This window comes from Pseudoclavibacter sp. RFBG4, assembly GCF_002931515.1.
Classification (GTDB): domain Bacteria; phylum Actinomycetota; class Actinomycetes; order Actinomycetales; family Microbacteriaceae; genus Pseudoclavibacter.
Map to the genome: position 1 here is coordinate 63,980 of NZ_PSYC01000027.1, position 15,445 is coordinate 79,424.

At 65.6% G+C, this 15,445-nt stretch carries 12 protein-coding genes; 8 read left to right on the top strand and 4 right to left on the bottom strand.

The genetic code is table 11. From position 1 onward, the window contains the following. Positions 1–123: 123 nt before the first annotated feature. Positions 124–1,317 carry a N(5)-(carboxyethyl)ornithine synthase gene (locus C5E10_RS10405; protein WP_104331572.1) on the top strand — a complete coding sequence of 398 codons (1,194 nt, stop codon included), beginning with the start codon at positions 124–126 and terminating at the stop codon, positions 1,315–1,317. 41 nt (positions 1,318–1,358) lie between these two features. On the opposite strand, the gene C5E10_RS10410 is transcribed toward C5E10_RS10405, so the two are convergent. The 3 genes from C5E10_RS10410 to ychF all read right to left on the bottom strand — a co-directional run bounded on the left by C5E10_RS10410 (position 1,359) and on the right by ychF (position 8,305). Next, on the bottom strand, positions 1,359–1,901 hold the full coding sequence (locus C5E10_RS10410) for a mismatch-specific DNA-glycosylase (protein WP_258071081.1): 543 nt from the start codon (positions 1,899–1,901) through the stop codon (positions 1,359–1,361). Positions 1,902–2,417: 516 nt separating this feature from the next. Further along, a complete protein-coding gene (locus C5E10_RS10415; protein ID WP_146080231.1) occupies positions 2,418–5,993 on the bottom strand; it encodes a hypothetical protein in 3,576 nt (1,191 codons plus the stop codon). Positions 5,994–7,231: 1,238 nt separating this feature from the next. Continuing rightward, a complete protein-coding gene (gene ychF, locus C5E10_RS10425; RefSeq protein WP_104331602.1) occupies positions 7,232–8,305 on the bottom strand; it encodes a redox-regulated ATPase YchF in 1,074 nt (357 codons plus the stop codon). Positions 8,306–8,373: 68 nt separating this feature from the next. On the opposite strand from ychF, the gene C5E10_RS10430 reads away from it, so the two are divergent. Together C5E10_RS10430 and C5E10_RS10435 are read left to right on the top strand one after the other, a co-directional pair. Continuing rightward, a complete protein-coding gene (locus C5E10_RS10430; RefSeq protein ID WP_228502886.1) occupies positions 8,374–9,003 on the top strand; it encodes a 3'-5' exonuclease in 630 nt (209 codons plus the stop codon). A gap of 30 nt (positions 9,004–9,033) precedes the next feature. Further along, on the top strand, positions 9,034–10,257 hold the full coding sequence (locus C5E10_RS10435; protein WP_104331576.1) for a DNA recombination protein RmuC: 1,224 nt from the start codon (positions 9,034–9,036) through the stop codon (positions 10,255–10,257). Positions 10,258–10,420: 163 nt separating this feature from the next. Here C5E10_RS10435 and glpX read toward each other — a convergent pair whose 3' ends face one another. Next, positions 10,421–11,353, bottom strand: coding sequence for a class II fructose-bisphosphatase (gene glpX, locus C5E10_RS10440; RefSeq protein WP_258071087.1), 933 nt, complete (start codon positions 11,351–11,353; stop codon positions 10,421–10,423). A 232-nt stretch (positions 11,354–11,585) separates the two neighbouring features. Here glpX and fbaA point away from each other — a divergent pair, with 232 nt between their 5' ends. The 5 genes from fbaA to C5E10_RS10465 all read left to right on the top strand — a co-directional run bounded on the left by fbaA (position 11,586) and on the right by C5E10_RS10465 (position 15,426). Further along, positions 11,586–12,611, top strand: a complete 1,026-nt coding sequence (gene fbaA, locus C5E10_RS10445; RefSeq protein WP_104241631.1) for a class II fructose-bisphosphate aldolase — start codon at positions 11,586–11,588, stop codon at positions 12,609–12,611. Next, a complete protein-coding gene (locus tag C5E10_RS10450) occupies positions 12,608–13,054 on the top strand; it encodes a DUF6264 family protein (protein WP_146080232.1) in 447 nt (148 codons plus the stop codon). Before fbaA ends, C5E10_RS10450 begins: the two co-directional genes overlap by 4 nt. Before the next feature lie 211 nt (positions 13,055–13,265). Continuing rightward, positions 13,266–14,546, top strand: a complete 1,281-nt coding sequence (gene xseA, locus C5E10_RS10455) for an exodeoxyribonuclease VII large subunit (RefSeq protein ID WP_258071083.1) — start codon at positions 13,266–13,268, stop codon at positions 14,544–14,546. Next, a complete protein-coding gene (locus C5E10_RS10460; protein ID WP_104241634.1) occupies positions 14,543–14,779 on the top strand; it encodes an exodeoxyribonuclease VII small subunit in 237 nt (78 codons plus the stop codon). Before xseA ends, C5E10_RS10460 begins: the two co-directional genes overlap by 4 nt. After that, positions 14,779–15,426, top strand: a complete 648-nt coding sequence (locus tag C5E10_RS10465) for a DUF4245 family protein (protein ID WP_104241635.1) — start codon at positions 14,779–14,781, stop codon at positions 15,424–15,426. Before C5E10_RS10460 ends, C5E10_RS10465 begins: the two co-directional genes overlap by 1 nt. The last annotated feature ends 19 nt before the right edge of the window (positions 15,427–15,445 follow it).

A 15,445-nucleotide genomic window follows, 5' to 3' on the forward strand; every position in this document is an offset into this window, starting at 1 on the left:
GAGGTCACCGCACGCTTGGACGCTGGGGAAGGTGGCTGCCGGTCACCCTAGCGAATGCGCCTGCCCGAAATGGGCGTACTGTCGGGGCAGGAGCTGACTCTGGTTCCCCAATGATGGGATCCCATGTCGTCCGCCGTCGCCTCCACCCGTGCTCCGCTGCTCTCGCTCGGTGTCCTCGCCGACTCCTCGATGGAGAACGAACGCCGGCTCCCCCTCCACCCGCATCACCTCGATCGGATCGACGCGGACGTGCGGGCTCGCATGATCGTGGAGCGCGGCTACGGGGCCGACTTCCAGCTCGAGCCCGGCTACGTGGAATCGCGTGTCGGCAGGGTCGCCGAGCGAGCCGAGGTCCTCGCCTCCGCTGACGTGCTCCTGCTCCCCAAGCCGCAGGCTGCAGATGTGGCGGCGCTCGCACCAGGGCGGATGCTCTGGGGGTGGCCGCACTGCGTCCAGGACCCGGAGGTGACGCAGCTCGCCATCGACAGGAAGCTGACGCTGATCGCGTTCGAGGCGATGAACCACTGGACGCCTCAGGGTGACATGAGCCTGCATGTCTTCCACAAGAACAACGAGCTCGCCGGCTACTGCTCCGTCATCCACGCGCTCAGCCTCATCGGGCTGACGGGTCTCTACGGCCCTCGCCTCAGGGCCGTGGTGATCGGCTTCGGCGCGACCGCCCGAGGCGCGGTGACGGCGCTCAACGCGCACGGCATCCACGACATCGAGGTGCTCACGCAGCGCGGCGCGGCGGCCGTGGGCTCCCCCATCCACAACGCCCACATCACGCAGCTCAACACGGATGACGGGCCGACGCACCTGAGCACGGTCAGCACCGAGCAGGGCGATTGGCTGCTCCCCGACTTCCTGGCCACCTACGACATCGTCGTCAACTGCACCTTCCAGGATGTCGCCGCACCGTTGACCTACCTCCTCACGGAGAACCTCGCACGGTTCTCGACGGGGAGCCTCATCATCGACGTCTCCTGCGACGAGGGCATGGGGTTCGAGTGGGCACGGCCCACGACGTTCGAGCAGCCGATGTTCACGGTCGGGCAGGGCGTCAACTACTACGCCGTCGACCACAGCCCGTCCTACCTGTGGAACTCCGCCACCTGGGACATCAGCGAGGCCCTGCTCCCGTTCCTTCGCCCCGTCCTCGAAGGCCCGGCGGCGTGGGCTGAGAGTGCGACGCTCACTCGCGCGATCGAGATTCGGGACGGAGGGATCCAGAACCCGAGCATCCTGGCCTTCCAGGGGCGCGAGGCCGAGTACCCGCACCGCGTTGTCACCGCCCAGGTGCCGCTCGCGTCCTGACGGAGCATGCCTGGGTTGTCCATGACGTGAGGGCCGCGTCGTCACTCGGCAGGAAGCGAATCCCAGACTTCTCGCCATTTGGCGGCGAGGGTGTCGATCGTCTCGTGCGCGTTCAGCCCGCTGGGTTGCGGGACGACCCACAGGTCGACGTCCTCCGGCCAGCCACGCACGGTCCCCGCCTCCTGGCGTCCGAGCTTCGATTTCGGCAGGCCGAACGCGGTGCGGAATGCGGTGATCCCGGCGACGGCGACAGCGTCGGGCCGCATCTCGTGCACGCGCTCGATGATTCGCCGCCCACCGTCGCGCAGCTCCGAGGTCGTCAGTTCGTCGGCACGCGCCGTCGCCCGGCCCACGAGGTTCGTGAGCGCGATGCCCCGGCGGAGCAGCTGCTGCTCGTCCGGCGCAGAGAGGCCGCGCGACGCGTCGACAATGTCGTCGGTGAGGCCCGCCCGCTGCAGGGATGGCCAGAATCGGTTGCCGGGTCGCGCGAAGGGGGCGTTGACCGCCGCCGTCCACAGTCCCGGGTTGACGCCCACGATGAGCAGACGAACCGTCGCGAGGTCGACGGGGAGGATGTCGTCCATGGCATGCTCATCGGGCGTCTGGAACTGTGCCAGCTCGGCGGTCGCGGGCTTGCGCCCGCCGAGTGGGGACGCGCGACGCTCCCGCGCTGGAATCAAGACACAATCAGGCGAATCGTTCACTGCCAGGCCTCCATCTCGACGCGCCGAAGCGCGCATAAGCGATGCAGCGGCGGGACGTCAGAGCCGCTACACGTTGGATTGGAACACCACGACGTCGCCGCGGTCACAGACGTCAGCGAGCTGAGCCGTCAAGCGGACGTTCATTGCTCACCGATCATCCAAGCTTGACACGCTGGACGATTTCCGTCCTCCTCAGGAAAGCTGAAATTCATTCCCCGCGCCACTAGCGCTTGAGCGGCAGCAGCAGCAGACAATCAGTCGACCGCCAATGCGGCGCCGATTCGATATGCATCCACAGCGAGAGCCCTGGCGTATTCGTAGCGCAGGACCACAAGCTGCCGGCCGAAGAAAGAGACATCGGGACCTCGGCAGATCCGTTGGTACGCAAGAGCCTCTCTACCAGTCATTCTCCTGCTCACGCTGCTCAACGTCGCCCAGTCTGGACTCAAGGAGGTCGATCACCCTTGCGCACCACCGCTTGGCACCGTCAGACAGACCGGGCTCAGCAAGCCATCGCTTGACCTGAGCGACCTGGCCCCGTATTCGTATGGATTCATCGCCGGTCCAGCCACCCGAGATGAACTCACCGATGAGTGGTGTGGTTATGGCGTCATCGTCCCCGAACAGAGCGAGAAGAAATGACGCAGGCGCACTGAGCATCTCGTCGCCCACTGATGCGACGGAAGCAACCACACGAGCGCGCTCCTTCGATTTCCCGACCCACCCTTCCAGGACACTGAGACCGACGACGTCTGCGAGCCAGCCCCGCACAGCGAGCGAAAGCTTGAACGAGCCGCGCGACTCTAACCGATCCATGAGGTCAACCCACGCTGTGGGTCCGGCCGCTTGAATCGAGCGAGCAAACAGACTCTGCTCTTCCGATCGCCAGTAGATGCTTACCGCATCGCTTTCCACGAGCTGGACGATGGTGTCGACAAGCTGCTGCGGCCTGCGGTCGAGCTGTCGCTCTGCGAGCATCCTCCAGTCATACCGCTGCTGCCCTACATCCGCGAAGTCGACTCGCATGGTGACGACATCACCAATGAGGTCTTCGAGATCGGTAGACAGGTCAGAGCGACCGTGAATCGCGAAGGCGATGAAGTCGACAAGCGCGTTGTAATCAGTTTGCGTCTCGACTCGCTTCGACCAGTCTTCGACGTACAGCCGCAGGAGCGCCTCGTCATTTTCCTCGCGGAGCCAGTAGAACACCGCGCGTGCGCCGTCGGCGACGGAAATACTCGGAAGGTACTCCGCAATCCGCTCTCCCGCCCGCGCCGTGCGCGGCCCCTGGGTGGTGAGCCTGAGCTTCGTTACTTGGTTCACTTCCGCGCTATCGACGAAATCGTCGTAGGCCCCTGGGCTGAGCTCTTCCTTTGCCAGCAAGTACCCAGTGAGGGCTCTCGAGTTCACCCCTCCAAACGACTTGATCAAGAACTGCTCGTCGCGCTCGTTCGCTACACCAAGACGCCCGATCATCGCACCGACATTGAAATCCGTCGGAATCTCCTTCAACAGGGCATCGATGAGTGAAGCGGTAGCTTCCGCTGGCGTCATACCGCTCAGAGTGTCGAGGAGGTCTGCTTCGATGTCGACTTTCGGACGATCCCATGGCGAGGCGTGAGTGATCACCCACAGTCGGTCAGCAACGGACTCAGTGGGGAGTTCCGCGATCATCGCGTCGATGTCTGCGGCGTGCTTGCGTTCATCACCCGTACGCTCGTACAGCGAACTGAGATGCGCAAGTTCGGCGCGCGCGAGCTGGAGCTGCCGAGCGGGCAGCGAAGCAAGGGTCGCAGCGAGATGTCCCTGCACAGCAGGAATGCCTAGCACGCCATGGATAGCCCCGGTGAGGGACTTCACTGCGTCCTCAGCGACGGCTAGATCCGGGTCGTCGGCCAGCATTCTCAACAGGTCGATCATCGCGTTCCTGTATGCCCAGACCTCTCCCCAAGTCTTGGGTGCGCCTCGAGGCTCGACAACGACGCCGCCCTGGAGTTCACCGGACACCATCGTCGACTCATGACTCTCCAGCGCATGAGCGGCCGCGCTTACGACCAGCGAACGGACTTGCGAGTCCTCAGACACCAGCTTCTCGCGAAGGTAGGCAAGTCGAGCCTCTGGCGACGCTGACGTCGACGGAAGCATCGCGCCAAAGAGATCCACCCACACACCAGTCGAGTTGTTGGAGAAGGTTTCGTTCTCGGCAAGAGCAAGGAGTAGCAGAGAGTCGGCTGCCTCCGAGAAAGTCTCCGAGTGCCACATCAGTTTCTGGAGCGACCAGATGAGGGGCCGCCGTGCTCCGCTTGCAGCCAACAGTTCAGCCTTGGTTACGCTGCCAAGTAGGTAAGAGATCCGCCGGGACACGCGCCCCGGGGAGAGCACTGCGAGGTGCTCGATGAGACTGCCCCTGCGATCAGCGGCGACCGCCTCAAGCGAACTAAGCGGGCCGCTCTCCCCAAGCATCTTGTCGACCACAGCGCGGGGCAGGGAAGCGTCCCCAATCTCGACGGCCCGCGCGAACAGCCGCTCAATCAAGTCGTCCGTCAGCGCTGGGATCAAGTCGGTCATAATGCGTGATCCGAACTCAGTCCACCCTTTCGCGGCCAGATAGATCGCAACGGGGCTCGGTCCGACACTGCGATAGCGCCCCTGCGAAGAAAGTAGACCCTTTGCCGTGAGTTCAGCTGCCGCGGCCCGCAGGTCGCTTTCAGGGATCGTAAGGGCGGCGCTCACTATGTGCACCTCCGACGCCAGATCGCCGTCGAAGCCAAGCCGACTAAAAAGGGCCAGAGCGGAGGACGCTAAAAAAAGTGCACCGCCGGGGAGCTCATCTGCGATGAATTGCCGGATGTCAGCGGGGTCGACGAGCTGACGGGCAAAGCTCGGGCGCTGCGCGATCAGCGCCTTCGCGCACTTCAACGCGTAGTCGATGTTGCCGGCCGATACTTCGACGATCACGCGCGTCGCTTCGGGCCATAGCGTGGGCATGTTCTCTTGAAGAAGCTTCGATAGCGGTTTGTCATCAAAAGCCTTGACAAGGAGTGTCGCTGCTCGGGGAGCACGCTGTGAGGGCTCGCTGATTGTCACCAGGCGAATCCTGGTGCCGGTCTGCAGCATGCCCGCGAAGACATCGTGCCTTTTGGCATCACACTCGTCAATCACTACGACAGCTGAGCGCCCTTGCGTTTGAAGATGATTTAGCACCGCAGGCGGAAACTGGTCTTCGCTCGGAACGTAGACGACCAGCGCCTCGTTCGGCTGACCGCGAAGGGCTTCCATCACCAGTCGCGTTTTGCCAAGGCCGCTCACGCCTTCGACGTGGACTCCGGACTCGTCCCCCGTCTGAATAGCGGCGCGCAGGTCTTCGATCTGCTTCTCGCGCGCTTCTGATGGCACCCATGTCGTCGTGTGTGACACGGAGTCAGACCACTCGCCAAACGTCTGGCCAATCGTGCCCATGCCCTTGATGGACGGGCCACTTGCGACAGCAGGAAACTCCTCGGCCCACCGCGCGAGTGAGTCTCCTGCGAGCACCTCGATCAGGCCCGGCACAACCTCCACGCCGAGTGCCCGAGCAACGTTCTCCAAGCGCGCTTTGCGTGTAGCGATCAGATTCGGGGCGAGGGACTTCCCCAGCACCAGCCGGTAGGAACCGCCGGCCTTCAGAATCTCGACGGCCGCGTTGGCGCCACGCAGCTCCGTCTCGCAGGCGGCTGGCCCAAGATCACCGGCCTTGAATTGCCAGGCGGAGTCTCCCTCCGGTAGCCAACAAGTCGCGATGGAGTTACTAAGCCCCGCATCGACGCCGCCATCTGCTGCGTTAGTCCGATACGTCTGTGTGAGTGTCCATCCCGCCAGACCCGCGCGAGCAATCTCCGCTGCGAGCAGCCTGCTAACGAGATCCGCGAACCCGGACCCATCGAGCCCTTCGATCTGCTTCGGCTCAACCGAAAAAGGGCCGATGTCAGTCACGTGACCACTCCCAAATCGAAACGCCATGGCAGTCATATTTCGCCAGGTACGCCGTAGACATCTAGCTTAGCGGAGTGCCCGAGTTTGAAACCAGGGCCCCGGCTAAGCGGCAGGACCAGAGAGCTTCATTCAGGCCAACTTGGCAGGCCTGCGGTGTGGCCTCAGTGAGCGAGAACCGTCTGCTCCGAGAGGACTCCGTCGTGATCAGCAACTGGACCGCGCAAGCTCTCGAGAACACGGGCGAAGTGCCGGGCCCATCGATGTCCCGAGGCAATCAGAAACATGTTTCATCCATTCGGGTGCGTTGCGGATTCCGTGACGCGGTCCAACTCGGGTCATCTTCCGAGGATGGCCCTCTTGGCAGGACGTCTGCAAGGTGTTCGCGCAGGTAGCGTTAGACGTCGAAGAGGGGGCTCCGTGCTGCAACCCACGCTCGATGCATAGAAACCACGGGTCCGCAGCTTCGAGGATCTCCGACCAGCGGCGCACCCAGGCTCTGTAGCGGAGAGTCAAAATAGGGTCGAGCTCGGATTCATCGAGCACCCCCGACTCACGGCCACGCTAGTTGATGTCGCGCTGCGCGTCGTTTTCGTGATCGTTCACGACGAGCATGAAGTCCCACACCTTGTGAGTCCCGGCAGATTTGAGGGGCGCTGACGATGGCCCGGGCGTAGCCTTTGATTTAGTTACCTCCCATGTATGACGCAACCAAGGATGGGGCTTTCAGCTCCACAGTAAGTTGGCGCCTGGTCTCGTGCTCGGGAGCCGCCAACGAGAACATCAGGTCCAAGCGGCGCTGGCCGCCGTCGGTCTTAGCGACCTGGGTAACGAGTTCACCCTTGCGTCCGAGCATGCTGAGATCCTGCTCAACCGCGAGCGAGACCAATCTCGGAACTAATCATGTTGAACCGCTCCCCAAACACCCAGTTCTCGCGCTCAAGGATTTTGTGCAGGTGTTCTGGCTCTTTTACAAGCCCCCTGGCTTCGGGATGAAAGACAATTTCGCAAAGCGCGCTCAGTAATCCAGGCGGTCGGTCACATCGGTAGTCGCCCGGATCAGCCGCGAGAGCAGCGCAAGCCGCAGACTGATCATGACGTCCCGTCAAGCGGTCAGGTACCGCGAGTTTGCCGTGCTTTCCGAGAATACCGCGGCCGAGAACTTTACTTCCCGGCCCGAGACCGAAACTCGGCTCAAGCGATTCATCTCGATCCCAATAGAATGCCTGACCAAAGAAAATCTAGACGTTGAAGCGGAACTCCACGACGTCGCCGTCCTGCATGACGTACTCCTTGCCCTCCATGCGGGCCTTGCCCTTGGCGCGAGCCTCGGCGGTGGAGCCGGTCTCGACAAGGTCGTCGAACGAGATGACCTCGGCCTTGATGAAGCCGCGCTCGAAGTCGGTGTGGATGACGCCGGCCGCCGCCGGTGCCTTCCAGCCCTTGCGGATCGTCCACGCGCGCGACTCCTTGGGGCCCGCGGTGAGGTAGGTCTGCAGCCCGAGCGTGTCGAAGCCGATGCGGGCGAGCTGGCTGAGGCCCGACTCGTCCTGACCGAGCGACGCGAGGAGCTCGGCGGCTTCCTCGGGGTCGAGGTCGATGAGCTCGGACTCGGTCTGCGCGTCGAGGAAGATCGCCTTCGCCGGAGCGACCAGCGCCGCGAGCTCAGCCAGCTTCTCCTCGCTGCTCAGCGCGGCCTCGTCGATGTTGAAGACGAAGATCATGGGCTTGGCCGTCAGCAGGCCGAGCTCCTTGATGGGCTCGAGGTCGATCTTGGTCGCCGAGAGGAGCGTGCCCTCGTCGAGCGCCGCCTTCGCCGCGTTCGCCGCCTCGAGCACGGAGGAGTCGAGGCGCTTCTGCTTGACCTCCTTCTCGAAGCGCGGGAGCGCCTTCTCGATGGTCTGCAGGTCGGCGAGGATCAGCTCGGTGTTGATCGTCTCCATGTCGCTCGCGGGCTCGACCTTGCCGTCGACGTGCACGACGTCGCCGTCTTCGAAGCCACGCACGACCTGCACGATCGCGTCCGCCTCGCGGATGTTCGCGAGGAACTGGTTGCCGAGCCCCTCGCCCTCGCTCGCACCGCGCACGATGCCCGCGATGTCGACGAACGACACGGCGGCGGGCAGGATGCGCTCAGAGCCGAAGATCTCGGCGAGCACCTTCAGCCGTGCATCCGGCAGCTCGACGACCCCCACGTTGGGCTCGATCGTGGCGAACGGGTAGTTCGCCGCGAGAACCTGGTTCTTCGTGAGTGCGTTGAAAAGGGTCGATTTGCCGACGTTGGGCAGGCCGACGATGCCAAGAGTAAGAGCCACGAGCACCTATCGTACTTGCCTACCGGATGCGCCACACCCGATTCGACCGGTGCCAGGTTCGTGCCACCATGAATGACGTGACCATCGACTTCACCGCGATCGACTTCGAGACCGCCAACGGCTCCCCCGCCTCAGCGTGCGCCGTCGGACTCGTCAAGGTGCGGGACGGTGCCGTCGTCGAGCGCGCGAGTTGGCTCATCCAGCCCCCGCAGCCCCACGACGCGTTCCTGCCCTTCAACGTCCAGCTGCACGGCATCAGCCGGGAGATGACCCGCAGTGCTCCGACCTGGGAGGAGCAGCTCCCCCGTCTCCTGGCCTTCGTCGGAGACGATGTGCTGGTCGCGCACAACGCGCGCTTCGACATCGGCGTGGCCGTCACGATCAGCCTTGCGACGAACACGACGCTTCCACCGCTTGCCTACTTCTGCTCGCTCCGACTCGCGAGACGCAGTTACGAGCTGCACTCGTACCGCCTCCCGGTGGCCGCGGAGGCGGCAGGCTTCACGACGCTCGTGCACCACGACCCCGTCTCCGATGCGGAAGCGAGCGCCGCGATCGTCGTCGACGTCTCGCGAAGGCTGGGAGCTGTGGAACTCGCCGACGTGGGCGCGTCGGCGGGCGTCGACATCGAGCGCATCGAGCTCAGCAGGGAGCGGGAACTCGCCGCGACACTCACCGCGGCGGCCACCTTCGCCTGAAATGTCGGAGGCACCTGCGAGGGTGGATGCATGGACCTTCTTCCGCTCGTCATCGGCCTCCTCCTCGGCCTCACCGTCGGTTTTGCGATCGCCGCGATGCGGGGAGCGAACCAGCGCCAACAGCTGGCGACCGAGCTGGCGGGTGCCAGCGCACGCGCCCTCGCTGCGCGCGAGGCACGCTCCACCGCCGAGCAGCATCTCGAGGAGGTGCTCGCACGGGAACGCTCGCAGCTCGAGGCGCGCCGCACGAAGGACGTCGGCGAACAGCAGGTGCTCACGGCGCTCGCCCCGGTGAACAAGCAGCTCGAGCTCATGCGCCGCGCCGTCGCCGCCATCGAGGAGCAGCGCCTGCAGCAGCACGGCGAGCTCAGCGAGCAGCTCCGCAACCAGCACGAAGCCGACGAGCGCCTGCGGGCGACAACCGACTCGCTCGCCTCCGCGCTGCAGTCCAACCAGGCACGAGGCGTGTGGGGCGAGGCCCAGCTTCGCAACATCGTCGAGGCCTCCGGAATGATCGAGCGCGTCGACTTCGACACGCAGGTCACGCTCACCGGGGAGCAGGGCGCGGGGCGCCCGGACATGATCGTGCACCTGCCAGGGGGCAAGCACCTCGTCATCGACGCGAAGGCCCCGATGGCGAAGTACCTCGCCGCGAGCCAGCTCAGCGAACTCGGCGACCAAGAGGAAACCGCACGCCGGCGCAGCCTCATGGGCGACCACGCGAAGGCCCTCCGCTCACACGTCACCGCCCTCGCCGCGCGCGGCTACCCGAGCGCGGTGCCCGGATCCCCCGAACTGGTCATCGCGTTCGTCCCCAGCGAGTCGGCGCTCTCGGCCGCGGTCGCCTCCGACCCGTCGCTCCTGGAAGACGCGATCCACCGCGGAGTCGCGGTCACGTCTCCCGTCTCGCTCTGGGCCACCCTCCGCGCCATCGCCTACGCCTGGCAGCAGGACGTGCTCGAAGACCAGGCCCACGAGATCTTCGAACTCAGCACCCAGCTCCACACCCGCCTCGGCACGCTGGCCACGCACATCGACAAGCTCGGCCGATCGCTGGCTGGTGCCACCACCAGCTACAACGCGTTCCTGGGCTCCCTGGAGACGCGAGTCCTCCCCACTGCTCGAAAGCTGGACGCCCTCAACATCGGCTCCCCCATCAGCACCCCGCGCCCCGTCGAGGAGCAGCTTCGCGGGCTCACCGCACCCGAACTCACCGAGCATCGAGAAACACAGCCCGAGCTCACGGAGCACTGACCCCGACCCCGCGAACCGGCGAACTCCCGGCAGAACCGCACTCGCACCGGATCCTCAACCGCAAACGCTGCCAGCCCGATGCCGCGACGGGAACGCCGGGAGCATCAGACTGGCAGCGCTTTGAAGGCAGCTCCAGAAGAACTGCGTCAGCTGCGGAAGAAGATCAGAGCCACTTGTCCGCGAGGTGCTCGGCCGTCACACGACGCACGGTGCCGGAGCGGGACCGAAGCACAACCGAGTCCGTGAAGATGCGGTTGCCGGACCGGCGAACCCCGGCGCACAGTCCACCGTCGGTCACACCCGTCGCCACGAAGTACGTGTTCTCGGTGCGGACCAGGTCATCCTGCGTGAGCACTGCGTCCAGGTCGTGCCCGGCAGCGATCGCCCGCTCGCGCTCCTCGGCGTTGCGCGGGTACCAGCGGCCCTGCAGCACGCCGCCGAGCGCCTTGATCGCGCACGCCGTGATGATGCCCTCGGGAGTGCCGCCGATGCCGACGCACATGTCGATGCGACCAGTGCCTCGCGCAGCGTTGATGCCACCTGCGACGTCGCCGTCGAGCATGAGCTGCGTGCCAGCGCCCGCCTCGCGGATCTCGTTGATGAGCTCCTCATGGCGCGGACGGTCGAGCACGGCGATGACCATGTCCTCGACCGGCTTGTTCTTCGCCTTCGAGAGAGCGCGGATGTTCTCGCCGATCGGGCGAGCCAGGTCGATGACGCCGACACCCTCGGGACCCGTGACGATCTTCTCCATGTAGAAGAGGTCCTTCGGGTTGTACATCGAGCCGCGGTCGGCCACGGCGATGACGCTCAGCGCGTTCTGCCGGCCAGCGGCCGTGAGGCTCGTGCCATCGATCGGGTCGACGGCGATATCGCAGTCGGGGCCCTGCCCGTTGCCGACCTGCTCGCCGTTGAAGAGCATCGGGGCTTCGTCCTTCTCGCCCTCGCCGATGACGACGACGCCGGCGAAATCGACGGTCGAGAGGAACTTGCGCATGGCGTCGACCGCCGCACCGTCGGCGGCGTTCTTGTCACCTCGCCCGATGAACGGCGTCGCCCGGATGGCCGCAGCCTCGGTCGCACGAACCAACTCCATAGCGAGGTTGCGGTCGGGGTTCGCGAAGAGCTGCCCGTGCTCCGGAGTTGAAGTGGCGGAAGATGAGGTCACAAGGGTCCCTTTCGCTGGCGTTATGGACGTTCTCGCCGAGCAATCACACGACACCATTGCTCCGCGCCATCCGGTTCTCAACCCTAGTACGCGGGCTCGGAGAAAGTCGGCGGCCCTGGCTAGACTTCAGTCGTAAGTTCCAAGCGCTGAAGGAGCACATATGCCCATCGCAACACCGGACCAGTACGCCGAGATGCTGAACCGAGCCAAGGAAGGCGGCTTCGCGTACCCAGCGATCAACGTCTCCAGCTCGTCGACGATCAACTCCGTCCTCCAGGGTCTCACCGAAGCCGGCTCAGACGGCATCCTCCAGGTCACCACGGGCGGTGCCGACTACTTCGCCGGCCAGTCCGTCAAGGCTCGCGCCTCCGGTGCGCTCGCCATGGCCGCATTCGCGCACGAGGTCGCGAAGAACTACCCGATCACGGTCGCGCTGCACACCGACCACTGCCCGAAGGACGCGCTCGACGGCTTCGTCTACCCGCTCCTCGAGGCATCCGCTGACCAGATCAAGCGCGGCGGCGAGCCGATCTTCCAGTCGCACATGTGGGACGGCTCCGCTGTGCCGCTCACGGAGAACCTCGAGATCGCGTCGAAGATCCTGAAGCTCACGCAGGCCAACAACCAGATCCTCGAAGTCGAGATCGGCGTCGTCGGCGGCGAGGAAGACGGTGTCGCGCACGAGATCAACGAGCACCTCTACACGACGCTCGACGACGCCATCGCGACCGTCGAGGCCCTGGGCCTCGGCGACCGCGGCCGCTACATGGCCGCGCTCACTTTCGGCAACGTCCACGGCGTCTACAAGCCGGGCAACGTCAAGCTGCGCCCCGAGCTCCTCGCGGAGATCCAGGCAGGCCTCGCAGCCAAGTACGGCACCGGTGCCAAGCCGCTCGACCTCGTCTTCCACGGCGGCTCGGGATCGACCGACGAGGAGATCGCCGAGGCGGTGCGCAACGGCGTCATCAAGATGAACATCGACACCGACACGCAGTACGCGTTCAGCCGCTCCGTCGCCGACACCGTCCTGAAGAACTACGACGGCTTCCTCAAGATCGACGGCGAAGTGGGCAACAAGAAGGTCTACGACCCCCGCTCGTGGGGCAAGAAGGCCGAGACCGCCATGGCGGCTCGCATCATCGAGGCCACCAAGCAGCTCGGCTCGTTCGGTCACTCGGCCGCGTGAGCGTGACGCCGGGATCCGAGCCGCAGGACTCGGTGCAGGAGGTGAAGCGGAAGAACGACCGCTTCCTCGGCATCGGGTTCCTCGTGCTCGGCCTCGTCGCCACGGTCCTGAACATGACGACGTTCACGGAGAACTCGTTGGCGGGCCAGATGGCCCTGCTCTACGAGGACTTCGGGGTCGGCGGCTACGTGCGACCTGAGGGTCTCGGCTCCCTGTCCACCACCGCTGTCCTGGTACTGCCGGCGATCTACGCCCTCACGCTGTACCTGACGCTCGTCCGCTGGAAGGCCGGCAAACGGGCGATGTGGATCCCGATCATCGGCGCCGTCGTCACCCTCATCACGATCTTCGGCTTCACGATCGCCGCGATCCTGATGCACGGTGAACTGCTCGAGGCCATCTCGAGCGGCGCCCTGCCGACGCCGACGCCAACCTCCACGTAGGGCGTGGCGACAGCAGTCCTGCTGACGTCACCACGTGCCTGCCCGGGCGAGCCACCCGACCCGCCCGGGCGGGCCGGGTTCTCCACAGCACTGAAGCATCGGCCGCCGCACGCGATATCCTCGATCTCGCATGCGGCGGCCGATTCTCTGTGCCAAGCAGCACGCTCCCTCCGCGATCGCAGCGGGAGACATCAGATTCGAGAAGAGGCACGTGGTCGTCATCCAGCCCCCGAAGTCAACGCCGGATGCGCCGTGGCCCGTCAGCGTCGTCTCAGAGCTCGTCCGCGACTGGATCGCACGCCTCGGGTCGGTCTGGATCGAGGGAGAGCTCACCGGCTGGAGCATCCGCGGTGGGCACGCCTACGGGAAGATCAAGGACCTCGACGCGGACGCGACCCTGTCGGTCACCGCTTGGCGCAGCGTCGTGCAGCGTCTCGACGGCGAGTTCAAGCAGGGCGACCGCGTCATCGCCAGCATCAAGCCCGACTTCTGGGTCAAGGGCGGCACGCTGTCGATGCAGGTCTCGGACCTCCGGCACGTCGGGCTCGGCGATCTTCTCGAGCGGCTCGAGCGACTCCGGAAGCAGCTGGCGGCAGAAGGTCTCTTCGCCGACGAGCGCAAGAAGCCCCTCCCCTTCCTGCCGGGCACCATCGGTCTCATCACGGGGCGCGAGTCCGACGCTGAGAAGGACGTGCGCCGCAACTCCGAGCTCCGCTGGCCAGCGGTGCAGTTCCGCACCATCCACACCCCCGTGCAGGGCGAGCGCACCGTTGCCGAGGTCTCGGCCGCGCTCCGCGAGCTCGACGCCGACCCCGAGGTCGACGTCATCATCGTCGCCCGAGGCGGCGGCGACTTCCAGCACCTGCTGCCGTTCAGCGACGAGAGCCTGGTGCGCCTCGTCGCGACGCTCTCCACGCCCGTCGTCAGCGCCATCGGCCACGAGGCCGACCGTCCGATCCTCGACGACGTCGCCGACCTCCGCGCCTCCACTCCAACAGACGCCGCCAAGCGCGTCGTACCGGACGTCGCGGAGGAACTCGCCGGCGTCCAGCAGGCCAGAGCCCGCATCCTGCAGCGCATCGTCGACCGCGTGCGCAGCGAGTCCAACGCCCTCGAGTCGCTCGTCTCACGGCCAGCGCTCGCCAACCCATCCTGGATCATCGACCAGCGCGGCGAAGAGCTCATGCGCGCCTCCCAGCGCGGCGAAGAGCTCATCACTCGGCGAATCGACCGCGAACACGACCGGCTCGACTCGCTGGCGAGGCACCTGCGGGGCCTCTCGCCGCAGGGCACGCTCGAGCGCGGGTACTCCATCGTCGAACGCGTCGACGGTGATGCGAAGTCGCTCGTCACCGGATGGCAGGACGCCCCCGCGTCGACCGAGCTCCGGATCCGAACGGCCGATGGCCGCATCTCAGCCTCGTCGCTCGGCGGCGAGGCCATCATCACACCAGGCGCCCCGGACGGCGCAACGGAGGCGAACGTAGAATGACCACCATGCAGGAACAGACCGACATCGCCGAGCTCAGCTACGAGCAGGCACGCGACGAGCTCATCTCGGTCGTGAGCCAGCTCGAGCAGGGCAGCGCCTCCCTCGAGGCGTCGCTCAAGCTCTGGGAGCGCGGCGAGCAGCTCGCCGCGCACTGCGAGTCCTGGCTCCTCGGCGCCAGGAAGCGCCTCGAGGCGGCACGTCGACGCGACGACGAAGCTCTGGATGAGGCCTGATGGCCAAGCAGAAGCAGCCACCGGTCGTCGCGGAACTCGGGCGGCCGGAGACCCCGGAGGAGACGTTCGCGCGCAAGGCCGAGTCGTCGCGGCTGTACCGGAAGCGCAAGACGATCAACAACCTCGTCTACTCGCTCCTGGTGTCGCTGGGCCTCGTGCTGTTCATCGTGGCGATCGTGCCGCGCAACGACACTCCCGTGACCTTCGACGTCGATTTCGCGTCAGAGGCGCAGAGCGCGCAGGGTGACTTCGCCGCCCCGCTGGTCGTTCCTCAGGTTCCGGCGGACTGGACCGCGAACGAAGCCGAGATCCGAACGAGCGCCGACGGCGTCAGCGAGTGGTACATCGGCTTCCTGGTCGGCCCGAAGGGCGCTCCCACCGAGTACGTCGGCGTCAGCCAGGGCATCGGCGTCAACCCCACCTGGCTGCTGGACGCGACGCGGGAGCGCACCCCGACGGGCACCGTGCAGGTCGGCGGCCTCGACTGGATCGAATACGACGCGACCGACCTCAGCCCGGAGGATGCAGGCAACCGGGCCTACATGCTCGTCCACGAGCAGGACGGCCAGGCCTACCTCGTCTACGGCAACAACTCCCCCGAGACGGTCACGAAGCTGGCAGAGCTGGTCGCTGCCGACCTCGACTGAGGCCAGGACTCGATAGGCT